Annotated in this window: 24 protein-coding genes and 1 tRNA gene; 1 reads left to right on the top strand and 24 read right to left on the bottom strand. The window is 69.1% G+C overall.

The window, feature by feature from the left end; all coding sequences use genetic code 11:
* From R2910_12795 to R2910_12755, 9 genes are all read right to left on the bottom strand, one after another.
* The gene (locus tag R2910_12795; GenBank protein ID MEZ4413858.1) at positions 1 to 252 is read right to left on the bottom strand and encodes a hypothetical protein; all 252 of its coding nucleotides are present in this window, start codon (positions 250 to 252) and stop codon (positions 1 to 3) included.
* The gene (locus tag R2910_12790) at positions 249 to 944 is read right to left on the bottom strand and encodes an AAA family ATPase (GenBank protein MEZ4413857.1); all 696 of its coding nucleotides are present in this window, start codon (positions 942 to 944) and stop codon (positions 249 to 251) included. The genes R2910_12795 and R2910_12790 overlap by 4 nt, the downstream gene beginning before the upstream one ends.
* Before the next feature lie 41 nt (positions 945 to 985).
* A complete protein-coding gene (locus R2910_12785) occupies positions 986 to 2,329 on the bottom strand; it encodes a TldD/PmbA family protein (GenBank protein MEZ4413856.1) in 1,344 nt (447 codons plus the stop codon).
* Entirely contained in the window at positions 2,326 to 3,954 is a 1,629-nt protein-coding gene (locus R2910_12780) for a TldD/PmbA family protein (protein MEZ4413855.1), read from the bottom strand. Before R2910_12780 ends, R2910_12785 begins: the two co-directional genes overlap by 4 nt.
* 132 nt (positions 3,955 to 4,086) lie before the next feature.
* A complete protein-coding gene (locus tag R2910_12775; GenBank protein ID MEZ4413854.1) occupies positions 4,087 to 4,368 on the bottom strand; it encodes a hypothetical protein in 282 nt (93 codons plus the stop codon).
* A gap of 5 nt (positions 4,369 to 4,373) precedes the next feature.
* Positions 4,374 to 5,204 carry an OmpA family protein gene (locus tag R2910_12770; protein ID MEZ4413853.1) on the bottom strand — a complete coding sequence of 277 codons (831 nt, stop codon included), beginning with the start codon at positions 5,202 to 5,204 and terminating at the stop codon, positions 4,374 to 4,376.
* Positions 5,205 to 5,369: 165 nt separating this feature from the next.
* Positions 5,370 to 5,446, bottom strand: a tRNA-Ile gene (locus tag R2910_12765).
* A 12-nt stretch (positions 5,447 to 5,458) separates the two neighbouring features.
* Positions 5,459 to 6,133, bottom strand: coding sequence for an outer membrane beta-barrel protein (locus R2910_12760; protein MEZ4413852.1), 675 nt, complete (start codon positions 6,131 to 6,133; stop codon positions 5,459 to 5,461).
* Positions 6,134 to 6,169: 36 nt separating this feature from the next.
* Entirely contained in the window at positions 6,170 to 7,249 is a 1,080-nt protein-coding gene (locus R2910_12755) for a glycosyltransferase (GenBank protein ID MEZ4413851.1), read from the bottom strand.
* Between the two features lie 70 nt (positions 7,250 to 7,319).
* On the opposite strand from R2910_12755, the gene R2910_12750 reads away from it, so the two are divergent.
* Entirely contained in the window at positions 7,320 to 8,441 is a 1,122-nt protein-coding gene (locus R2910_12750) for a glycosyltransferase (GenBank protein MEZ4413850.1), read from the top strand.
* Positions 8,442 to 8,486: 45 nt separating this feature from the next.
* Here the strand turns inward: R2910_12750 and R2910_12745 are convergent, their stop codons facing one another.
* From R2910_12745 to R2910_12675, 15 genes are all read right to left on the bottom strand, one after another.
* A complete protein-coding gene (locus R2910_12745) occupies positions 8,487 to 9,548 on the bottom strand; it encodes a Gfo/Idh/MocA family oxidoreductase (GenBank protein ID MEZ4413849.1) in 1,062 nt (353 codons plus the stop codon).
* A gap of 30 nt (positions 9,549 to 9,578) precedes the next feature.
* Complete coding sequence (gene hflX, locus R2910_12740) at positions 9,579 to 10,808, bottom strand: GTPase HflX (protein ID MEZ4413848.1); 1,230 nt, start codon at positions 10,806 to 10,808, stop codon at positions 9,579 to 9,581.
* 90 nt (positions 10,809 to 10,898) lie between these two features.
* The gene (locus tag R2910_12735) at positions 10,899 to 12,236 is read right to left on the bottom strand and encodes a replication-associated recombination protein A (protein ID MEZ4413847.1); all 1,338 of its coding nucleotides are present in this window, start codon (positions 12,234 to 12,236) and stop codon (positions 10,899 to 10,901) included.
* A gap of 10 nt (positions 12,237 to 12,246) precedes the next feature.
* A complete protein-coding gene (locus R2910_12730) occupies positions 12,247 to 12,966 on the bottom strand; it encodes a ZIP family metal transporter (protein MEZ4413846.1) in 720 nt (239 codons plus the stop codon).
* The gene (locus R2910_12725; protein ID MEZ4413845.1) at positions 12,963 to 14,153 is read right to left on the bottom strand and encodes a CCA tRNA nucleotidyltransferase; all 1,191 of its coding nucleotides are present in this window, start codon (positions 14,151 to 14,153) and stop codon (positions 12,963 to 12,965) included. The genes R2910_12730 and R2910_12725 overlap by 4 nt, the downstream gene beginning before the upstream one ends.
* A gap of 1 nt (position 14,154) precedes the next feature.
* Entirely contained in the window at positions 14,155 to 15,117 is a 963-nt protein-coding gene (locus R2910_12720; GenBank protein MEZ4413844.1) for an asparaginase, read from the bottom strand.
* A gap of 13 nt (positions 15,118 to 15,130) precedes the next feature.
* Positions 15,131 to 15,895 carry an SDR family NAD(P)-dependent oxidoreductase gene (locus R2910_12715; protein MEZ4413843.1) on the bottom strand — a complete coding sequence of 255 codons (765 nt, stop codon included), beginning with the start codon at positions 15,893 to 15,895 and terminating at the stop codon, positions 15,131 to 15,133.
* Positions 15,888 to 16,460, bottom strand: coding sequence for an SIS domain-containing protein (locus R2910_12710; GenBank protein ID MEZ4413842.1), 573 nt, complete (start codon positions 16,458 to 16,460; stop codon positions 15,888 to 15,890). Before R2910_12710 ends, R2910_12715 begins: the two co-directional genes overlap by 8 nt.
* Positions 16,457 to 17,221, bottom strand: coding sequence for a CpsB/CapC family capsule biosynthesis tyrosine phosphatase (locus R2910_12705; GenBank protein ID MEZ4413841.1), 765 nt, complete (start codon positions 17,219 to 17,221; stop codon positions 16,457 to 16,459). The genes R2910_12710 and R2910_12705 overlap by 4 nt, the downstream gene beginning before the upstream one ends.
* The gene (locus R2910_12700; GenBank protein ID MEZ4413840.1) at positions 17,218 to 17,517 is read right to left on the bottom strand and encodes a hypothetical protein; all 300 of its coding nucleotides are present in this window, start codon (positions 17,515 to 17,517) and stop codon (positions 17,218 to 17,220) included. The genes R2910_12705 and R2910_12700 overlap by 4 nt, the downstream gene beginning before the upstream one ends.
* A complete protein-coding gene (gene alaS, locus R2910_12695) occupies positions 17,514 to 20,159 on the bottom strand; it encodes an alanine--tRNA ligase (GenBank protein ID MEZ4413839.1) in 2,646 nt (881 codons plus the stop codon). Before alaS ends, R2910_12700 begins: the two co-directional genes overlap by 4 nt.
* A gap of 32 nt (positions 20,160 to 20,191) precedes the next feature.
* Positions 20,192 to 20,842, bottom strand: coding sequence for a regulatory protein RecX (locus R2910_12690; protein MEZ4413838.1), 651 nt, complete (start codon positions 20,840 to 20,842; stop codon positions 20,192 to 20,194).
* Positions 20,835 to 21,914: a recombinase RecA gene (gene recA, locus R2910_12685; GenBank protein MEZ4413837.1), complete on the bottom strand. Its 1,080-nt coding sequence runs from the start codon at positions 21,912 to 21,914 to the stop codon at positions 20,835 to 20,837. The genes R2910_12690 and recA overlap by 8 nt, the downstream gene beginning before the upstream one ends.
* Before the next feature lie 131 nt (positions 21,915 to 22,045).
* The gene (locus tag R2910_12680) at positions 22,046 to 22,453 is read right to left on the bottom strand and encodes a YraN family protein (protein MEZ4413836.1); all 408 of its coding nucleotides are present in this window, start codon (positions 22,451 to 22,453) and stop codon (positions 22,046 to 22,048) included.
* Positions 22,454 to 22,495: 42 nt separating this feature from the next.
* Complete coding sequence (locus R2910_12675; GenBank protein MEZ4413835.1) at positions 22,496 to 22,972, bottom strand: GxxExxY protein; 477 nt, start codon at positions 22,970 to 22,972, stop codon at positions 22,496 to 22,498.
* Positions 22,973 to 22,976 lie beyond the last annotated feature (4 nt).

Raw genomic sequence — 22,976 nt, 5'->3', positions numbered from 1 at the left:
CTAGATTCGGATTTCCCCACGGGGAGTCGGCACCAGGTCGAGCACCGCCTTGATGATCTGCTCTGCCCGCACGCCCTCGGCCTCACCCGCGAAATTTGTCAGGATTCGGTGCCGGAGCACCGGGTAGGCGACCCGCTGAATGTCCGCCGGCGCCACGACCGGATGGCCCTGCAGGATCGCGTGCGCCTTGGCGCCCAGAATGAGTGCCTGGCCCGCTCGGGGGCCGGCACCCCACCGGACGTAGCGCTTCACGAGCTCCGGCGCGGTCGGGTCGTCGGGACGGGTGGCGCGGGCCAGCGCGCCGCGTATCGCAGTGCCGCATCGGCCGCGGGCACCTCGCGCGTGGCGCGCTGCAGCGCGAGCGTCTCCGCCGCGTCGAGCACCGGCGTAAGCGGCTCGGGCGCGCCGCCGGTCGTGGCACGGAGGATCTCGACCTCCTCCGTCTCGGCGGGATAACCGATGCGGATATCGAACAGGAACCGATCGAGCTGTGCCTCGGGCAGCGGGTAGGTGCCCTCCTGCTCGATCGGGTTCTGGGTGGCGAGCACGAAAAACGGCTCGGGAAGCGCCAGCGACTCCCCGGCAGCAGTCACCCGGTGCTCCTGCATCGCCTCGAGGAGCGCCGCCTGGGTCCGGGGCGGCGTCCGGTTGATCTCGTCGGCCAGCACGATGTTGGCAAACACCGGACCGCGGACAAAGCGAAACGAGCGGGTCCCGGTGGCGGCGTCCTCTTCCATCACCTCGGTGCCCGTGATGTCGCTGGGCACCAGGTCCGGCGTGAACTGGATACGGCGGAAATCGAGTTGCATCGCCTGGGCGAGCGAACTGATCAGCAGCGTCTTGGCCAGCCCCGGCACACCCACGACCAGCGCATGCCCTCCCGCGAGGAGCGCCATGAGGACCTCGTCCACCACGGTCTCCTGGCCAACGATGCGGCGGTGCACCTCCCGCCGCAGCCGTTCGATGCCCGCCTGCCCCGCCTGGTTCAGACCGCCTCCGACAAGCTCGTGAAGTTGAAGTCGCGCACCTTGACCGACGGCATCGCGACGTCTCCCCCCGATTCGGTGCCGGCCAGCCGCTGGGCCGGCCCCATCGCCTCCACGTTGTTCAGCATGAACAGCGGCGACTCATTAAAGCGGAAGTTGCGGATCGCCTTGCTGATCTTTCCATTTTCGATCAGGAAGGTGCCGTCGCGGGTGAGCCCGGTGTAGAGGATGGTGCGCGGGTCCACCTGCCGGAGGTACCAGAGACGGGTCAACAGCACACCGCGCTCCGTCTGGGCGATCATCTCGTCCACTGAGGTCGTGCCGCCGGGCACCAGGCAGGATGACGGTCCGCCGGTGGGCGTGTTCCCCGTCTTCTTGGCCCAGTAGCGGGAGTAGTTCAGCGCCTTGAGCACCCCGTTCTCGATCCAGACCTGGCGGCCGAGGGGCAGCCCCTCGCCGTCAAACGGGCGGGCCAGCAGGATCGGATCCTGCGGATCGGAAATCATGCTGATCCGTTCGTCGAGAATCTTCTCGCCGATCTTGTTGCCGCCGCCCTCCTTGGCAAAGGGGCTCCGGCCCTCGTCGGCCGATCGGGCCGAAAGCGCGTACAGCATGAGCTGCGTCAGGTCGCCGACCGCCTGGGGTTCGAGGATGGCGGTGTATCGCCCCGGCTCGATGGCCACCGGGTCCCGGGAGGCGCGCGCCTTGTCGATGGCGCGGCTGCTCACCGAGCGGAAGTCGAGCTTGGTCCAGTCGGGGTTGTCGGCCCCCGCCCAGCCGCTGCCGGTGCCATCGGTGGTCCGCACCGTCAGCGTGTAGTTGGCCGAGGTGGTGCGGTCGTACGCGAAGAGCCCGGCGCTGTTCGCCAGGGCGGTTGCGCTCGCCCTTGTCTCGAGGAACCCCGAAGCCAGGAGATTCCCCGACGCGCGGGTCACGGACAGCGCGGTCAGCGCCGCCTGGGCACGGTCCCCGGCGGAGAGTTCCGCGGTGGACTCGAAATAGGACATGACGGGGACGTACGTCTGCGGGCCGAGGAGCGGCATGTCCTCGGGGTCCTCGGGGGCGAGCCGGGCCTGCGCCTCCGATCGGGCCACCGTCGCACGCAGCGCATCCTCCGACAGGTCGTTGGTGCGGGCCACGGCGTGCTTCGCGCCGTACCAGCTCTGGATCGAGACGCCGGAGTCGTCCACCGTGCCTGCGGTGGAGAGCTGGTTGGCCGCGAACCTGGTGTTCGCCGTGCGGAAGCTGTTGACGCTCACCTGCACTCGGTCGGCCTTCGAGAACCCGATGACGCGTTCCAGCAGCGCCTGGGCCTCCTCGCGGGTCATCACGGGGCCGCTCATGCCGTCCTCCCGGTGTTGATCACGTTCACCTGGCGGAAGCGGGCAGGCACGCACCCGTGGCTCACCGCGTTGCTCTGGCCCGGCTGTCCCTTTCCGTCGTTCAGCGCGCCGCCCAGCATGTAACTCGACTTCCCGCCGATCATGTCCATCGAGTTCCAGAAGTCCGGTGTGCGGATCTGGTAGGCGACGTCCTTCATCATGCCGACGATCTTGCCGCCGCGGACCTCGTAGAAGACCTGGCCGCCGAACTGGGCGTTGTAGCGCTGCTGGTCGATGGAGAACGACCCGTTGCCCATGATGGCGATGCCCCGGTCGGTGGCGGCGATGATGTCCTCCCAGGAGCGCTCGTCCGGCCCGGGCAGCAGCGAGACGTTGGGCATCCGCTGGAACTGGACACTGCCCCAGTTCTGCGCGTAGGAACAGCCATGCGAGCGGGTCGGGATGCCCTGCTCGTCGTACCACCACTTGAGCCAGCCGGCCTGCTCGCGGGTGGTCTGGTAGTCATTCATGATGCCGTTCTTGATGATCAGAAAGTCGTTCGGCTTGACCCCTTCATCGTCCCACCCGATGGTGGCGAGTCCACCCTCCTGCGACCGGTCGCCCTGGATGTTCATGAACTCCGGACCGTACTTGAGCTTGCCAAGCACTGCCTTGGGCGGCGCCACGAAGCTGGTACCGGCGTAGTTGGCCTCGTAGCCCATCGCGCGGTCGAGCTCGGTCGGGTGCCCGATGGACTCATGGATCGTGAGCCAGAGATGGGTCGGGTGCAGGATCAGGTCGTAACGGCCGACCTCCACCGGCTTGGCGGTCAGCTTCTGCGCCGCCTCCTCGCCCCACTGCTGGGCGTTCCCGACAAGATCTGCGGAGAGTACATACTCCCAGCCTCGGCTCGCCGGCGGAATCTGGGAGGACCGAGACTGGAAGTCGGAACGATCCGGCGCCACGGCCGTGGCGGTCACGTCCGGCGAGATCCGGAAGAACTGCTGGGCGATGACCGACCCGTCGGTGTTGGCATAGTTCCGCTCGTCTTTCACCATCGAAATGGAACTGGATGCGAACTTCACGTTGGCGACCTTCATCGCCTCGGCATTGGCCCGGAGCAGCAGGTCGGCCTTTTCCTCGAGTGAAATGGTGAACGGGTCGATCTCGTAGAAGCTTTGCCAGCTCGCGTCCGGGTACGACGGCGACGGCCAGAGCTCCACCGGCCGGTCCCGGGCAATCCGGTCCGCCTTGGCAATCGCGACCGCCTCGCGCGCCGCGCCGGCCACACCTTCCTTGTTGAGCGTCTTGGTGGCCGCGAAACCCCAGGTCCCGTCCACCAGCGCCCGCACGCCGGCGCCGAGCGTGTCGTTCTCCGCCGAGAACTGCACGTGATTCTCCCGGGTCCGGAGATAGCTGCTGCGCTGGCGGCCGATGCGGACATCGGCGTAGCTGGCGCCGGCCCGCTTCGCGGCGTTGAGCGCCTCCATGAGGAGGTCCCGGGTGGCGGGATCCATGGTGGGGCCCGCGGTGGAGGCCGGCGCGGCGAACGCCGGAGATGCAAAGGCACCCCGGAGGATGCCGTCCGAGGCAAGGGCCGCGGCCGTCACACCGGCGGCCTTCAGGAAGTCTCGACGGTCAGTCATGGGCGAACTCGGGAGGCGGGAAGTGGAAGGAACAGTCGGTCGTCCGCGGATCATGTCTTTCTTAAGGTACGCGGCTCATCAGCGCGGCGCCAATGCCCGAACAGGTGGTGTCGTGGTGTTTCCTCCGGCGAATCACGAAACGGGCGGAAGGGTCCGGTCGGGCGAGGGCTTCACCTTCCCCCACGCCGCCACCGCCCCGACCACCAGTACCCAGAACGGGAAGGCCGCCACTCCGGGGATCGCCTCGACGAGGAGTCCCGGCAGCAGCGGCCATTGCCAGCCCAGCACCGCGAAGAGCAGGAGCGCGGTCCCGCCATCGACCGCCCACTGCAGCGGCGGCGCGAACGACAACGCAAAGGAGGCCGCGTCGGACAGCGCCGCGATGGCGAACGCGATGGCGAGCCGACGACGCATGACCACTACTGCCCGGTCACGCCCCGGTTCACCACGATCGACGCCACCACCCGCCGGTTCTTGGCCGCGCCCTCCTGCGTCTCATTGGAAGCCACGGGGTGCGAGAAGCCCATCGCCGCCGGGGCGAGCACCAGGTAGAGCGGAATGTCCATCTTCTGCTCGAGGTATTCGATGACCGCCTGCGCCCGCCGCTCGCTGAGCTGCTGGTTGTATTCCGCGTTGCCGGAGGCGTCGGTGTACCCCGCCACCAGGATGTTGTAGGACGGCAGCGCCTTGGCCTTGGCGGCGAAGGCCTTCAAGGTCTGCTGCCCCGTGGGATACACCACCGAGCTGTTGACGCCGAAGTACACCGTGTCCTGCGCAATGATGTCGTAGTCCCCCAGTTCGCCGAACCGCTTGCTGAGCGAGTCGGTCTCCGCCCGGTTCTCCGCCACCCCTTCGGCGTTGGTGTCCGCCAGGGCCGCCGTCGGGGCGAGGCCGGCCTGGATCTCGTTGGCGGTCTTCAGGTCGCCCGAGCTGAACTCCACCTTGGTGGCCGCGACGGCGCCGCCGGTCGCCGGCGTCCCGTTCACCTCGACCTTCAGGCCGGGAACCAGGGTCGCCGGTCCCATGGAGGACTTCTTGATGCCGAGTGGGCCGCCCTTGACCTCCACCTTGGTGTCGTTTGAGAGGATGACGGTCGTGTTGCCCGTCACCTCCTGGACGTGGACCATCATGTCCGCACCGGACCGCGCAACGATGACACCATTCAGCTTGACGGTTTCCTGGGCGGATGCAGACACCGGGATCGCCACCAGGGCGACGGCGGCGAGCACGCGAATCGAGTGGCGGCGCATGGCGGAACTCCGATGGGTGGGAGGGACTGGACTGAGCATAATGCGCCCCCCCGCCCCGGGAAAGGGGACGGAGCCGGAGGGCCGAGGAGCGCGCAAACGAAAAGGACCGGGGTCGTCGAGGGCGTACCCTCTCGGTCCCCAGTCCGTTCCGCAGTCCTCGTCCGTTGGTGGGCCCTCCTGGATTCGAACCAGGGACCTACGGATTATGAGTCCGCTGCTCTAACCACCTGAGCTAAGGGCCCGTTGGCCCAGGCCTACTTGAACTGGTACTTGACGCCGAGGGTGATTTCGCCGCTGCCGTACCACGACGTGTCGTAGGCGTAGCAGTAGTAGTAGCAGTAGTAGGAATCTGCGCCGTTCACGTTGACCCAGCGATACCGGCCGTCGAGGGTCATGCCGACCTTCTCGTTGAACATCTTGGTGCCGCCGAGGCCGAACACGGTGCTGAACTGCGTCGAGCTGCCGCTGACCGAGGCACCGGTGCTGTCCTGGCCGCTGCCGTTCAGGTTGCTGGCGCCGCCGCCGATGGCGATGTAGCCCTGCATCTGGGGCGTGCTGCCGAAGTAGAAGTTGAAGGTGCCCTCGTAGATGTTCGAGCCGAGGTCAATTTCCTTGCCGCAGTAGGGGCCGGCCGACGGCGTGTTGCACTGCACCGTCATGGTCGGATCGGCGTGGGCGTACTCAAACACCAGTCCGATGGACGGGTTGAACTTGTAGCCGAGCCGGGCGCCGTAGGTGAACGACGTGCCCACGTCGAGCTTCCGAACGCCGTAGGTGTTCGACACTGGGGTGAACGAGCCGCCGAAGTAGGCACCGGCAAACGGCGTGATCCACGCCGAGGACTCCGAATACTGGGCCTGGGCGGGCGTCGTGAAGAGCGCCAGTCCGGCGAGGGCCGCGACCGCGGCGGTGGTGCGAATGACGGACATCTCATGCCTCCGAAGGGGTGTAGAATCGGTTTCCGGCTACCGCCGGGCCGCCAAGATGCGCTCATAGAGCGCAATGTGTGCCTCTGCCATTTTCCGGCGGGTGAACAGCTCGCGCACCCGCTCCCGCCCGGCCGCTCCCATCCGCACCCGCAACGCAGGGTCGGCGGCCAGCGTGGCCATGGCCTGGGCCAGCGCGTCGGGGTCCCGCAGCGGAACGACCAACCCCGTATGGCCGTGAGAATTAACCTCCCTCACACCGCTGGGCAAGTCAGTGGTGATGACCGGCCGGCCCGCGGCCATCGCCTCGACCGCCACCAGCCCGAACATCTCTTCCGAGGTGACCGAAGGGAGCACCAGGAAGTGGGCTTCCGCCATCCGGCGCGGGATATCCTCGTCGGGGTATTCCCCGTACCACCGGACCCGGTCGGTCACCGCCAGCGCCTGCGCCAGCGTGCGCAGCCGGGGCGCCTCCGGTCCCGTCCCGACGATATCCAGCCGCACGTCCGGCACCCGCTCCAGCGCGCGGAGCAGAATGTCCACGCCTTTGTACCGCGCCAGCCGCCCGATGAACAACGCCCGGATCGGCCCGCCCTCGGGCGCGGGCGGCACCCCCGCCCACCGCGACTCGTCGATTCCGAAAGGAATGACTTCGACCTTCGACTCCAGCCCCACCAACTCCTGGCAGAGCGCGATATGGGCCCGGCTCGGCACCACGATGGCCTTGGCACGCTTCAGCGTGATGCGTGAGGCGATCCGCTGGGGACTGCGTCGCTGATCGGCGTGCTGGGTGACGACCAGGGGCGTCCGGCGTGCACGCAGCATCACGGCCACGTCGGCCAGGGTGTGCGGGTGGTGCACATGGATGATGTCCGCCCGATGCCAGGCGGCGGCCAGGTACCCCGGCGCAAAGTCCTGCGACCCAAGGCTTCCGAACGAGAAGACGCGCGTCACCTGCGACTGCTGCCGGCCGCCACGACCACCGCTCGACGCGCTCTGCACCGCCACGACCTCAACCTCGTGCCCCAGTTCGGCGGCACCCTCGGCCAGGTCCTGCACGACGCGTTCACGACCCCCGGACCGGGGCCAGTAATAGCGGGAGAGGTGAAGGATGCGCATGCCTTAATATACAACCGCCCGGGACGAGAATCCCCCGGGCTTGGATGTGACCGGGATCACAACCATCTTTATGTCCGTGCGCGCCGTCATTGTCTCCCATCTCTATGCCGATCCCGCTTCCCGGGGGAAACTTCGCGCACTCGCTGGACAGGGTGCCGCCGTGGCGGTTGCCGTCCCGGCCCGCTGGACCCCACCCGGTGCGACCGCCTCGATCGAGACTCCGTTTGCTGAAGACAGCGGGGTCCGAATCGTCCCCATCCCCACCCGTGGCCGGCAGGCCAATGGCAGCCCCGGCAGCTGGCGCGCAGGCGCCATGCGCCGACTCCTGACAGACTTCCGCCCCGATATCCTGCAGGTGGAAGAGGAGCCCACGACCCCGGTGGCCGATGCCGCCGTGCGGGTCGCACGCCAGCTCAAGATTCCCGCCGTGGCGTTCACGGCCGTCAGCCTGGCAGAGCCCTTCCCCTTCCTGGCCCGGGCACGCCGGCGCCGCACCCTCTCCCGCGCGGCTGCGGTCCTCGGCGCCAACGCCATCGCCACCGGCCTGGTCCGCGCGGAGCACCCGGCTTTGCCGGGCACCTCGATCCCGCAGCTCGGGCTTCCCGTGCCCCCCGCCCTGACCGGCGAGCCCCACGCGCCGCTGGCCATCGGCTTCGTCGGACGCCTGGTGCCGGAAAAGGGGCTCGACGTCCTGCTTCGCGCCTGCGCCAGGCTCTACGGCGCCTGGACGCTCACCGTCGCGGGCACCGGCCCCGACCAGGAGCGGCTCGAGGCGCTCGCGGAACGGATCGGCATCGCCTCGCGCATCACCTGGCTGGGCGGCATTCCGCGGAGTGACCTGATCAACCTCTGGCCCCGCATCGACTGCCTCGTGGCCCCGTCGCGCACGAGCCCGGGCTGGGTGGAGACGTACCCGGTGCAGGTGCTGGAGGCGATGAGCCACGGCGTCGCCGTGGTCGTCAGCGACTCCGGGGCGCTGCCGGAGTCGGTGGGCAAGGCAGGGCTGATATTCACGGATGGACATCCGGAGGGGCTCACCGAGGCACTGACGCGGCTGCTCGAAGACGCGTCGCTCCGGGAGCGGCTGGCGGCGGAAGGCCGCCGCCGGGTGATTGCAGAGTATGTGGATGATGCCATCGCGCGAAAGACGATGGCGTTTTGGGAGACCGTTCGGCAGGGCGCGCGAGGGTAGGCCGGGCGGCGGCGGAGCAGCGGCTTCAGCCGCTGACCATCACCCTCAGTACTCCAGCGGCAGGTGCACCGGCTGCCCGTCCCGGGCGGACAGGTACAATCCGATCAACAACTCGAGCGAGCGCAATCCCTCGCGACCGTCGGTCTCGGCTTCCGCCGTGCCGCGGAGCGTCGCGATCACGTTCTCGTAGTATGCGGGATGCCCGAAGCCGTAGACCGACGTCGTCTGGTAGCTGGCGTCGGCGGCCCGCTCGTCGTCAGGATCGCTGTCGGCAAACTCCCAGTGCTCAATCGAGTTGACCGCGACGCCGCCGACGCGGGCGGTACCCCGCTCCCCGATGATCGTGATCGATCCCTCGAGGTTCTTCGGGTAGGTCAGCATCGTGACGTTGATGGACCCGAGCGCCCCGGACCGCCACCGCACATTGGCAACACCCGTGTCTTCCACTTCGATGCGCCGGGCGAGCGTGGCGGTGAAGGCGTGCACGCACTCCACCGGCCCCACGATCCAGTCGAGCAGGTCCACGTAGTGGCTGGCCTGGTTCATGAACGCGCCGCCGTCAAACTCCCAGGTGCCACGCCAGCGTGAGCTGTCGTAATAGGACTGCGGACGGTTCCAGAACACGTTCACGTTCACCATGTAGATCCGCCCGAACCGGCGCTTTTCCACCGCCCGCTTGAGGAGCTGGATCGTCGCGTTCCGGCGGTTCTGCTTGACCACGAAGAGCTGCACCCCGGCTTCATCGCAGGCATGCACCATTTCCTGCCCGTCCGACCACCGGGTGGCCATCGGCTTCTCGGTCACCACATGCCGCCCCGCCTCCGCTGCCTCGATCGTCTGCGGGGCGTGCAGTCCGCTCGGCGTCGCCAGGATGACCACGTCGGCGCTTGAGCCCGCAAGGAGCTCCGTCAACGACCGGAACCCCGCGACGCCGGTGCTCGCCACCGCCCGCTCCAGCGCGGCGGGGTCGGTATCACAGACGGCCACGAGTTCGGCGTGGGCGGAATGCTTCTCAATCGCCTCGAAGTGCTTCGTGGCGATGCGGCCGCACCCGACGAGGGCAAATCGAATTTTCCGGTTGGTGATGGGGTCGCGCGAAGGAGGCATGATCGCCAGGGGGTTGGAGGGTGTCGTATCTTAGCCCACGGAGGGCGTGTCCGCCACGCGTGCGCCGAGCAGCTCCACCCCGTCGTGGCGCAGCCGTTCGACCTCCGCCGGCGGCAGGCGGACGCGCAGTTCGAACCCGGACGCGGAGTCACGGCGCTCCATCACCTCGCCAAGCCGGTAGAGCGAGGCCAACTGCGCCCCGGCGGTCAGCGGCAGGCGGAGCCAGACGGGAGGCCGGAGCGCCTGCTCCCGTTCCCGCAGCGCGTTCCGCAGGCTGCTCAGCCCGTCGGTCCGCATGGTCGTCGTCAGCACGGCTCCCGGATAGATGGCGGACACTCGCCGGCCGAATTCAACGGGGTCGGCCAGGCGATCGACCTTGTTGAAGACAGGGAGCACCGGCCGGTCCTGCAACCCCAGTTCCGCCAGCACCTGCTCGACCACGTCCATCTGTTCTTCCCACCCCGGGTGGCTGGCATCCACCACGTGCAGCAGCACGTCGGCGGCGCGCGCCTCCTCCAGCGTGGCGCGGAAACTGGCGACCAGGTGGTGCGGGAGCTTCCGGATGAACCCGACGGTGTCGGTAACGCGGGCCCGGTAGCCCTCCCCCAGGTCCACTTCCCGCGTGAGCGTGTCGAGGGTGGCGAAGAGCCGGTCCTCCACCACGATCTCGTGCTGGCCCGAGAGCCCGCGCAGGACGCTCGACTTGCCGGCGTTGGTGTAGCCGACGAGGCTGACGCTGAGCATCGGCACACGGCCGGCCCGGATCGTCTCGCGGTGCCGCTCGACGTCGCGCAGCTTTCCCTTGAGCCACTGGATCTTGTGGCGGATCATCCGGCGGTCCGTTTCGAGCTGTGTTTCACCCGGGCCCCGGAGACCGATGCCGCCGCGAATGCGCGAGAGGTGAGTCCACATCCGGCGCAGGCGCGGCAGCAGGTACTCGAGCTGCGCCAGCTCCACCTGGAGCTTCGCCTCGTGGCTCCGGGCCCGCGTCGAGAAGATGTCGAGAATTACTTCCGCCCGATCCATCACCCGGACCTTGAGCTCCCGCTCCAGGTTGGCGCCCTGCATCGGGGAGAGCTCTTCGTCGAAGATGACGAGCGTGGCGCCGCTCGTGGCGACAAGCGCCGCCAGCTCCTCGACCTTGCCCTCCCCGATCAGGGTGCCCGGATGCGGCGACTCGAGCTGCTGGGTCAACTGCCCGACGACCTCCGCACCGGCGGTGTCCACCAGCCGCGCGAGTTCGTCGAGATGTTCCTGCATGACGCCCACGTCGGCCGAACCCTTCCGGGGGGCGGCGACGAGCAGCGCGCGCTCGGCCGGCGGCTGGACATTGATGAGGTCTCGAATGATTCAGGTTCCTTTCGACTCGCTGCCACCCTGCCCCGCTGCCCCGCCGCCCCGCTGCCCCGCCCACCACGCCATCCGTTCGGCAATCCGTTTCTCCAGCCCCATCGGCCCCGGCTCATAAAACTGCTCGCCGCTCAGTGCTTCCGGCAGGTACTCCTGGGAAAGGTAGGCGGTCGGCGCGTCGTGCGCGTACCGGTACCCCGCCCCATAGCCAAGATCCTTCATCAGCCCCGTGACCGCATTCCGCAGGTGCAGCGGCACCGGTGCCGCCGGCGTGCGGCGCGCGGCTTCCCGCGCGGCACCCCACGCGACATATACCCGGTTCGATTTTGGCGCCGTGGCGAGATACACCGCCGCCTCGGCCAGCGCGAGCTCACCCTCGGGCGCGCCGAGAAAGTCGAACGCATCCTTGGCGGCCAGCGCGATGGTCAGCGCCTGCGGATCGGCCAGGCCAATGTCTTCCACCGCCATGCGGACCAGCCGGCGCGCCAGGTAGAGCGGGGCCTCGCCCCCTTCGATCATCCGGGCCAGCCAGTACAGCGCCCCCTGCGGATCGCTCCCCCGGACCGCCTTGTGGAGCGCGGAGATGAGGTTGTAGTGGCCCTCACCCGACTTGTCGTACGCCGGAAGCCGCCGAGCAAAGACGTCTGCCGCGATCTCGCGGCTGATCTCGCCGCCGAGCCCGACCTGCTGCGAAGCCGCCTCGAGCGCGGTCAATGCCCGGCGCGCGTCGCCGTCGGCCGCAGCGGCCAGGAAGTCGATGGCCTCGTCCGCGACCCGCAGCTCCATGGCCCCGAGCCCCCGCTCCCGGTCGGCCAGCGCCCGCCGGAGGAGGGAAGCGAGATCCGCCTCGGGCAGCGGCTCCAGGACATATACCCGCGAGCGCGAGAGCAGCGCCGCGTTGAGTTCGAAGCTGGGATTCTCCGTGGTGGCGCCGATGAGGGTAATCAGCCCCGACTCGACCGCCGGGAGGAAGGCGTCTTGCTGGCCCCGGTTGAATCGGTGGATCTCGTCGCAGAAAAAGATGGTCTCCCGCCCAAGACGGCGGCGATCCTCCGCCTCGCGCAGGATTTCGCGGACCCGCTGCACCCCTTCGGTGACCGCACTGAAGGTCACGAACTCCCGCTCGGTGTGCCTGGCGATGACGCGCGCGAGCGTGGTCTTGCCGGAGCCCGGCGGCCCCCAAAGAATGACGCTCCCCACATCCCCGCGGCGAATCGCATCGCCGAGCGCATGGCCGGGCGCGAGCAGGTGGGCCTGCCCCACCACCTCGTCGAGGGTACGGGGCCGGAGTCGGGCGGCGAGTGGCGCGGCCGGGGCAAAGAGGGAGGGTTCGCTCACGCCGCCGGCCTTAACCGATCCAGCGTTCAAGCAACGCGTTCGTAAGGAAGAACGCCGCGGCGCCGCCGAAGAACGGCAGGGCGGTGCCCCAGCCCCGCTTGGCCTGGAATTCGGGGACCAGGTCGGACGCTGCCACGTACAGCGTCACGCCGGCCGCCAGCGCCAGCCCGCGCTCGGCCAGCGGGGCGGCCAAATCGGTCAGGAGCACGCCCAGCACGGTGGCCAGCCCGAGGACGACCGCCGCCCCAATCGCGCGACGCGCGCCGTGTCCCCCCGCCATCACGAGGCTCGCGATGGTGACACCCTCGGGGAGTTTGTGCAGGAAGACGGCCAGGAAGAGTAGGACGCCGAGTTGCGGGGAGACCAGCATCCCGGCCGCGATGGCCACACCGTCGAACAGGCTGTGCATCGAGAGGCCGACCAGCGCGCTGAATCCCGCCTTGGCGCCGACCCGGTGGGTTTCCACGCCGTAGTGGAAGTGCTGCGTGAACACGTGCTGCGACAGGTGAACGCCGAAGTACCCGGCGAACACGAAGACGCCGGGAAGGATCGCCCCGCCGTGGAACACCTCGGGCAGCACGCCCACGAGGACGACGGCGAGCATGAACCCGGCACCGAACGCGATGAGCCCTTCGATGAACTGCAGTCCACGCTGGAGGTGGCGCACGACGATGGCCGCGCCGATGACGTTGCCGGCTGCCGCGAGCAGGCCGAGCGAAATTGGGGTCACACGATCTCCTTGGCGCGCGCCAGCAGCGCGTCACGTTCGTTCAATGCCGGTTCGTCCACCACCAGCGCGAGCAATCGCTCGAGCACCTGTCCGACCACGGGCCCGGTTGGAATTCCTGCGGCGATCAGGTCCTGCCCCGACACCGCGAGGTCGCCGCGCCGGAGCGGGACGCCGGCCGCGCGCACCGCCGCCACCTCCCCCGCCCAGAGGAAGGGGAGCGCATGCCGCAGTTGCCAGAGCTCGGCGAGGTCGTCAGCGGCTTCGTCGACGGCGGCGAGCCATCGCCGCACGTCGGTCGCGGTCATCCCCGCCGGTTCGTGCGGCCCCGCAACGAGGGCCACGGCCCGGGCCAGTTCCGCGTTGGACACCCGGAGCCGGCTCAGGACGGCCACCGGCTCGTGACAGCAGAGGGCGGTCAACACCACCGGGTCGCGTCGAGCCGGGGCGTCGTCGCCGGTCCACGCCTCGATTTCCTCCAACGACCAGAGCTGCGGAATCCAGACGGCCGCGGCGCCAGACTTCCGCCAGAGCGACATCAGCCGGCGCAGCGAGCGGGTGGTCCCCAGCCCCTTGAACCATTCGTCGCGCACCCGTTCGGCGGAGAGCTGCTCGAGCCCCTCGGCGGCGGCGCGGGCCGCCTCCCAGGTGTCGGGCTCGATGGCGAAATCCAGCCGTGCGGTGAACCGCAGCGCCCGGAGCACCCGGAGGTAGTCCTCGCGGAACCGCGCCGCCGGGTCGCCGACGGCGCGCAACCGCCGGCGTTCGAGATCAGCGACACCACCATAGGGATCCCGCCACTCGCCCCGGAGCGGGTGGTAGGCGATGGCGTTGACCGTGAAATCCCGGCGGGCAAGGTCCTCGTCGAGCGACACCCCGTAGGCGACTTCCGCGTGGCGGCCGTCGGTCCGCACATCGTGGCGAAACGTCGTCACCTCGTGCAGGACGCGCGCGCTGTCGAAGACCCCCACGGTGCCGTACTTGACGCCGACCGCCACCGTGCGCCTGAAGAGCGCCTGCACCTGCTCCGGCGTCGCGGAGGTCGCGAGGTCGAAGTCCTTCTGCTCGCTGCCGAGCAGCGTGTCACGCACGGCGCCACCGACGCACCAGGCCTCGTGGCCAGCCTCCTCGAGCTGTCGGGCGATGGCCACGACTTCCTCGGGGATCGGGATCCGCTCAGGCAGCATCATGTCAGCGCTCCATCCCCGCACCGAACGGGAGCCCCGCCGAGTGCGTCACGACGAGTTCCATCCACGCCTGGGAGGGCGCACGGAGACCGGCGGCGATGGCGCCGGCCTGGAGCAGGCGCGCGCCGCCCCCTTCGAAGGCGTAGATGGGGAGGACCTCACCGGTGAAGCAACGGGTGGCAAGCACCACCGGCTTTCCCGCGTCGAGCCAGCGCTGCGCGGCAGCCGCGAGCGCCGGTGGCATGTTCCCGCGACCGAAGGCGACCAGCACCAGGCCGTCGTGCGAATCCCGCGCAGCATCCACGAGCATTCCCCGATCCCCGACGACCGCGGAGACCATCGCGATGCGCGCGCCAAGGGCCTCGGGGAACGCCGGCATCGGAGCCGCGGCGCGCCCGCCGGCCGCAAAGCGGACCGCGGCACCCTCGACCATGCCGAGCGGGGCGGCGCGCGGCGCGCGGAAGGTGTCGACCTCACCAGCGTCGGTCTTCACTGCCTCCAGCCCGCTCAGGACAGCGCCATGAAATACGACCATTGCGCCGCGTCCGCGACTCTCCGCCGCGCCCGCGACCCGCACGCTGTCCACCAGGTTGGGCCGCCCATCCCACTCCGCCTCGTCCGAGGTCCGCATCGCCCCCGTGAGCACCACCGGAATCTCCGGGTCAATGGTGCGGGCCAGCAGGTAGGCGGTTTCCTCCAGGGTGTCGGTGCCGTGGGTCACCACGATGCCTCGCGCCGTGCCCGAGGCCGCGACCTCGGCGACGCGGTTCCGCAGTGCCCAGAGCCGGTCGAGCCCCATGTGCGATGCAGGGAAGCGCCCCCAGTCGTCCACCGCGAGAGGCCCGGCGGCGGCCAGCTCGGGTGCCAGGCTCACGAGCGCCGCGCCGTCGAGCGCCGGCACCGCTCCGCCGGCCTCGGCGGACTGCCGCATCGAGATCGTCCCACCGGTAAAGATCAGGTGAATCACGCGGCCGCCAGCCTCACCCGCACAACACGCTCCCGCCGTTCACGTTCAGCACCTCGCCGGTGATGTGCCGCGCAAGATCGCTGAGGAGGAAGGCGATGGGACCGGCGATGTCGTCGGCGCTGGCGACCCGACCGATCGGAATCCCCCGCTCGATGCGCGCCCGGCCACCTTCGGCGTACGGCTCCGCGGCCATCTCGGTGTCGACCCAACCCGGCGCGACACAATTCACGGTAATGCCCGGCGCACATTCGATGGCAAGCGACTTGGTCAGGGAAATCAGCGCCCCCTTGCTCGCGGCGTAGTCCGCATGGAACCCCTCGCCCCGCTGACCCGCCGTGCTGCCCACCAGGACGACGCGGCCCCCCGGCCCCATGAGGCGGAGCGCGGCGCGGGTGGTAAGGAACACGGCGTCGAGATTCGCGCCGAGCACCGACCGCCACCGCGCGTCGTCCATGTCGCGGAGGGCCACATCCGCCACCGGCCAGACGCCGGCGTTGGCCACGAAATAGTCGAGCCGGCCGAAGCACGCCTTGAATTCGCGGAAGACCCGCTCGACGACGTCGGGATCGGCGAGGTCGCCGCCAGCGCTGAACGCCTTGCGGCCCATCGCCCGAATCTCCCGCGTGACCGCGTCGGCGTCCGCCTTCCGGGTGTGCCAGGTGACGCCGACATCCGCCCCGAGGCGGGCCAGCAGCAACGCGGTCGCGCGCCCGATGCCGCGCGAGCCCCCGGTGACCAGTGCGACGGTCCCTGGCGGGAACTGCAGCGCCTCAGTCAAGATCCAACTCCTGTTCCACCACTTCGACAATCAGGTGCTCGACCGCGAGGTGGATTTCCTGAATGTGACTGGTTTCGTCCGCCGCCACGATGAACGCCTGGTCCACCATGCCGGCCAGCGCGCCGCCCCCCTTGCCGAGAAACGCCACGACCGGCACCCCCTTGGCCCGGGCCGCCTCCGCGGCGCGCAGCAGGTTGGGACTCGCCCCGCTGGTGCTGTGCAGGACGAGCAGGTCGCCCTTGCGGCAGAGGGCCTCGACCTGGCGGGCGAATACCTGCTCGAACCCGAGGTCGTTGCCGGCCGCGAGGAGCAGCGAGGTGTCGGTGGTGAGCGCGACGGCCGCCAGCGGGCGGCGCGACTTCGCGTAGCGCACCACGAATTCGGTGGCCAGGTGCTGGGCGTCGGCCGCACTCCCGCCGTTGCCGGCGAAGTAGATGGTGCCCCCGCCGCGCAGCGTGCGGACATACGTCTCGGCGATGCGCTGGGCTTCGCCGGCGAGCGCGGTGGTGGCCTCTGCGAGCCTGGCCAGCGTGCGCAGCCCCGCGGCGATATGTGCGTCGCTCATTGGTCGCTCTCCGAGAGCAGGTTTCGCAGGCGCGAAATGACACCGGTGCGCAGCGGCAACGGCGGCACCTCCTCGAGACTCTTCCCCGCCAGGATGGCCGCCGGGTTCAGGTCGAGGAGGAGGTCGGCCTGCACGGTGCCGCCGTGCTCCCGCAGGAATTCACGCGCGGTCGCCAGCGACCGGTCGTCGCCGTGGTTGTCCCCCGCGAGGATATCGGCCAACCCCTCCGCCACGAGCGCGCGGGCGCGCTCCCCCCGCCCCCGGCTGGTGGCCAGCGTGGTGCCGTCCACCTGCATCACCGCCCCGAGAGACCGCCAGCGCCGGACGACTTCGGGCGTGCAGCAGGCATAGCGCTCGGGATGGGCGAGCACCGGCACGAGGCCGATCTCCACCACGTGCGCGAGTGCGGCCGCGGCGGCCTGGAAAGTCACCATGCGGTTGAATTCGACCAGCACGTATTGCGTCCCGTTGAGCGTGACGCTTCGCTGACGGGCGACGCTGTCGGGGAGCGGGCGGTCCAGCATGATCTCCGCGCCCCGATGGAGCCGCGGCGTCGTGGGCGCAGCGGCCAGCAGGGCGGCGAACGCGAGGTCGTGATCGGCGGGGCGGCCGTTGCCCGCGTCGCCGGCCAGGAGATGGGGGGTGAGGCAGACCGCGGCCACGCCCTGTGCGGCGAAGGTGGCCAACACACGCAGCGACTGCGCGACGCTGCGCGAGCCGTCGTCCACACCGGGGAGGAGGTGGTTGTGGAGGTCGATCACGCGGCCGCGGCGTCCACGACGCCGGAAGCGAAGTGATCCAGCGCCGCCGGATCCAGCTCCGCCTGCGCGAGCAGCGCAAGGGTCACGAGGCTGTCGGCGGTGAGGAGGGCGAGCGCCGCGTCGCGGGTCGCCTTCCGGTCGAATACGTCACGGAGCGCCAGCGTCGCCGCGTCGGTCAGGCGTGAGGCGACAGTTCCGGGGGCCGTGGCGCGCGCCAGGTAACCGGCGGCGCTGACCCGAAGCGCCGGTGGCGCCCCGGCCGCGCGCTCGGCAAACCAGGCGGCGGTGTCGGTCATGAAGCTCCACGGAGCCAGGCGGCGATGATCGTCGGCGCCTCGGCACGGGCCTGGGGAAGCCGCGCCACGTCGCCCGCGCCGGCGGAGGCGAACTGTGGCCGCCCCCCGCCCTTCCCGCCGCTCACCGCCGCGATGCGCCCGGCCAGGTCGCCCGCCTTTCGCCCCGCCTTGACCAGGTCGTCGGTGACCGCCACGTGGACCGCCCCCCGTCCGGCGGTGCCGAACAGCACCAGCACGGCGCCCGACTTGCCGGTCCGAAATCCGTCGACCAGCGCCAGGACCTCCTCGCGATTCTCGACTTCGGTCTCCCCGAGGGTGACCGCCACGCCGTCGATGTCGAGCGTCGTGCCCTCCGCCGGCGCCGCCGCGCCACCACGCAGGAGTTCATTGACGCGAGTGTGCAACCGTTCACGCTCCTCGATCAGCTGCTCGAGCTTGCGCAGCAGGTGATCCGGCTGCGCCTTGAGCGCCGAGGCCGCGCCGCTGATCTGGGCCTGGAGCGCCTCCACGAGGGTGTAGGCCTCCGGTCCCGTCACCGCCTCGATCCGGCGCACGCCGGCCGCCACGCCGCCCTGCGACGCAAACTGAAAGAGCCCGATCTGGCCGGTACTGCGGACGTGGGTGCCGCCACAGAGCTCGATGGATGCCTCCCCCATCGAGACGACCCGCACGACGTCGCCGTATTTCTCCGAGAAGAGGGCCATCGCGCCGAGCGCCAGCGCGTCGGGATAGGCCATTTCCCTGGTGGTGACGGGATCGTTGTCCCAGATCTGCGCGTTGACCTCGCGCTCGATCTGCTGGAGCACGTCGGGCTCGATCGGTCCGTGATGCGAAAAGTCGAACCGGAGCCGTCCGTCATCCACCAGCGAACCCTGCTGGTGCACATGCGTGCCGAGATACTTGCGCAGCGCCGCATGCACCAGGTGCGTGGCGCTGTGGTTGCGCTCGATGTTCCGGCGGCGTGCCACGTCGACAGAGCCGTGGACGGAGGTCGGCTCGAAGGTGTCGCGGAAGGCGCCCCCGACGATGGTTCCCCGCTCACCCTTCCGCACCTGGTCCACGGGCATGACCCAGCCCTGACCCCGGACAAAGCCGGTGTCGCTCACCTGGCCGCCGGACTCGGCGTAGAAGGGGTTCTCCTGCAGCAAGAGTTCCACGCGCTCGGACTCCGGGTCCTGCCGGAAGGCGAGGATCTCGGTGTCGGCGGCGTCGTGCTGGTAGCCGATGAACTCCTGCGCCCGCTTCTTGAGTTCACGCCACTCCACCGACTTCGTCATGACCGCCGGGCCGCCGGCTGAGCTCTTCATCTCGAAGCCCGCAACCCGCACCTCGCGCGAGCGCTTTCGCTGTGCGTCGAGTGCCGACTCGAAGCCGGCCAGGTCCACCGACGCGCCCCGTTCCTCGGCGATGATCATCGTCAGGTCGATCGGGAAGCCGTACGTGTCGTAGAGCTTGAAGGCCTCGTCGCCGGGGATGACGGTGAGCCCGCTCGCCAGCAGCTCGTCCATCCGCTTGAGGCCGCCCTCGATCGTCTCGAGAAAACGCTGCTCTTCCGTCAGGGTCCACTGCCGGATCGACGCGGCCTTTTCCAGCAGGTCGGGATAGGCGGGGCTCATTTCGCGGACCACGATATCGGTCAGCGGCGCCAGCGTCGGCTCGCGGCGTCCGAGCAGCCAGGCGTGACGCACCGCCCGGCGGAGGATCCGGCGCAGCACATAGCCACGCCCCTCGTTGGAGGGGACGACCCCATCGGCCAGGAGGAACGTCACCGCGCGGGCGTGGTCGGCCAGCACGCGGTACGACGCGCCGGCGGGGCCGCGGTCGTACGGGCTGCCCACCAGTTCGGCCACGCCGTCGAGGAGCGGGAGGAAGAGATCGGTGTGAAAATTGGATTCCTCGCCCTGCAGCACCGCGGCGATCCGCTCGAGCCCGGCCCCGGTGTCGACGGAGGGTTTCGGCAGCGGGGTGAGGGTCCCGTCGGCGCTGCGGTCGTACTGCATGAAGACGAGGTTCCAGATCTCGAGGAAGCGACCCGCCTCGGCCTGTTCCTCAAACTCCTCGCGCGAAAGCTGCGCGACCGGACGCTTGCCGGGCGTCCACTCGAGATCTACGTAGATCTCTGAGCAGGGACCGCACGGCCCCGTGTCGCCCATCTGCCAGAAATTGTCCTTGTCGCCCAGGCCGAAGAGCCGGTCGTCCGGGAGCCCCGCGACTTCCCGCCAGAGGCCCAGCGCCTCCGTGTCGCTCTCGTGCACCGTGACCCAGAGCCGCTTCGGGGGAATCCCGAGCCACTCCGGGCTGGTGACAAACTCCCAGGCAAACCGGATCGCGTCGCGCTTGAAGTAATCGCCGAAGGAGAAGTTGCCCAGCATCTCGAAGAAGGTGTGGTGCCGCTTGGTGTGCCCCACCTGTTCGAGGTCGTTGTGCTTGCCGCCGGCGCGCACGACCTTCTGGCAGGTCACCGCGCGCACATAGTCGCGCGGCTCGACCCCGAGGAAGGTGCGTTTGAACTGGTTCATCCCCGCGTTCGTAAAGAGCAGCGTGGGATCGTCGGCAGGCAGGAGCGAGGACGAGGGCACCGGCTGGTGCCCCTGGCGCTCGAAATACTCGATGAATCGGCGGCGGATCTCGGAGGCATGCATCCGCCAAATATAAGCCGGGATTGGGGCTGCCATCAGGAGGAGATGGCGAGCGCCTCCTGAATGGCCTTTCGGGCGTCCGGCCCGCTGAATCCCCGCCGAGCCAGGTAGGCCGTCAGCCGGCGCCGCTTGGCCTCCCGGGGCAGTTCCCCCAGCTGGCGGGCACGCTTGGCCGCCAGCGACCTGGGCATGGCGGAGCGATCGACGTCCGGCGGCCAGTGATCGGCGATGGCGTCATCGATATGCCCGCGTTCGACTCCCATGGCCATGAGGTCGCGGACCAGGCGCGCCGGGCCCCTCCCCCGGGCGGCCCGGGTCTCCACGTAGTTGCGCGCGTACCCGGCGTCGTCCAGGAGGCCGAGCCCCGCGGCCCGCTCCAGCGCGGCCTCGACCGCAGCCGGCCGATGTCCCTTGCGTGCCAGCCGTCGCCCCAGATCACGCCGGGCGTAGGAGCGGCGTTCCAGCGCGCGGAGGAGGGTCCGGAACGCCCCCTCCTCATCGGCGAGCTCCCCCAGCAGGTCCAGGCGCTCGGGGGTGAGCGCCGTGCCGGGGCGGACCTCCGCCCGCCCAAGGGCGGAGGCCGGGACGGCGCAGTAGGGCTGGCCGTCCACATGCACCCGCACCACACCGGGCTTCCGCGGGTCCGGCTCGACCGCCGTGACGACCCGCGGAAGTGCGCTATTCATCCTCCAGATCCTCCCCCGCCTCTGCGCCGGCCGCGACCACGGCCCCACTCGGGCCCATGCCGAGCAGATCCTTGACCTTGGCCTCGACCTCGAGCATCAGCGCCTCGTTGTCGCGGAGGAAGAGCTTCGCGTTCTCCCGGCCCTGACCGATCCGCTGGTCGCCGTAGGAATACCAGGCCCCTGACTTCTGGATGATATTGGCCTCGGAGGCAATGTCGACCAGGAGGGAGGTGTGGCTGATCCCCTCGTCGAACATGATGTCGAACTCGGCCTGCTTGAAGGGCGGTGCGACCTTGTTCTTGACGACCTTGACCCGGACATGGTTGCCGATGACGGCCTCCCGCTCCTTGACCGGACCGATGCGCCGGATGTCGAGCCGGAGCGAGGCATAGAACTTCAGCGCCTTGCCGCCGGTGGTCGTCTCGGGGTTGCCGAACATGACGCCGATCTTCTCGCGCAGCTGGTTGATGAAGACCACCGAGCAGCTCGAGCGGTTGATGGCCCCGGCCAGCTTGCGGAGCGCCTGGCTCATGAGCCGGGCCTGGAGGCCGACGTGGCTGTCGCCCATTTCGCCCTCGATTTCAGCCTTGGGCACCAGCGCCGCCACCGAGTCGATGATGATCAGGTCCACCGCCCCCGACCGCACCAGGATTTCCACGATTTCGAGCGCCTGCTCGCCGGTGTCCGGCTGGGACACGAGCAGGTTGTCGATGTCCACGCCGAGCTTCCGGGCGTACTCGACGTCCAGCGCATGCTCGGCGTCGACGTAGGCGGCCACCCCCCCGCCCTTCTGGACGTTGGCGGCCACGTGCAGACAGAGGGTGGTCTTGCCGGAGGACTCTGGACCGTAGATCTCGGTGATGCGGCCGCGGGGAATGCCACCCACGCCGGTGGCGGCGTCGAGGTTGATGGCGCCGGTCGGGATGGCGGCGATCTGGACCCTGGGCGACTCGCTTCCCATGCGCATGATGGACCCCTTGCCCAACTGCTTCTCGATCTGGGAGATGGCGAGGTTCAGGGCCTTGCGGCGTTCACCCTCGAGCTTTTCCTGCTTCTTGTCTTCGTTGGCCATGTGACTCGCGCTCCAGATGTGGAAATGGATGATTTTGATTCACTAATTCACGGACAACAATACAACCGAACAGGCGCCGAAGCAATAGGCAAAATATGGCTTATTTTGAGTCACTTTGAAAGACATCTGCCCTACCGGCGCTGCAGCCTCCATGCGTCCTCCAGATGCTCGACCTCCATCCTGCCATTGCCCAAGTCCGTAACTGACACAAGGTCAAAGCGATAGGTGTCTCCGGGGCGCCCATGACGGAGACACCAGAGCTCGGCCACCCGGCTCAGCGTCCGCTGCTTGCGCCACCCCACCGCCTCGGCGGCCAGCCCGAAGGTGGTGGAGCGGCGGGTCTTCACCTCGACGAAGGCGACGATCGACCCCCGGCGGATGACCAGGTCCAGGTCGTGGCGGCCGAGCTTGAAGCGATGCGCCTCCACCGACCACCCGCAGGCGGTGAGGAAGGCGAGGGCGGCGTGCTCACCGGCCAGGCCCCGGAGCTGGCGGGCGTCTTCCCACTCCCTGGTCGGGATGAATCGGCGGGTGGTCATGGGCTACGATACGGCCTTGCATCGATGGCACTGTCATCCCGGTCACGCGGATGACGGGTCAGAAGTCGCGAGGCCGTCCAGGAAACGAGGGAGGGTCGGAGGTGGAGGAGGGTCGGAACGAACCGCGGAGGACGGACCCTGGAGAAGGACGCGCTTGGCGACCAGTCGCGGCTCGCCGAAGTTGAACAAGAGCCCCACAGGACGGTCAGTGGCCTTCAGGTACGCCCGCAATTGCCCAAAGTGAACGGGATCCAACGACTGCACCGCCTTGAACTCGAGCACCACACCACCCTCGGCGATCATGTCGAGTCGATGTCGACCGACAACCACCCCGTCGTACCACACATCGACCTCGAGCTCGCTCACGTGGGCGATGCCACGACGCCGCAACTCGACTTCCATTGCTCGATGGTAGACAGACTCCACGAATCCTGGGCCCAGGCCGCGATGGACGGCTATGGCAGTCCCGATCAGCCGACCGGTGAACTTCTCGAGGTCCGCGGAAACCCACGTCACCATTTCC

Source organism: Gemmatimonadales bacterium (assembly GCA_041390145.1).
Taxonomy (GTDB): domain Bacteria; phylum Gemmatimonadota; class Gemmatimonadetes; order Gemmatimonadales; family GWC2-71-9; genus SPDF01.
Note: the sequence above shows the minus strand (reverse complement) of the source record. Positions and strands in the feature narration are given on the sequence as shown.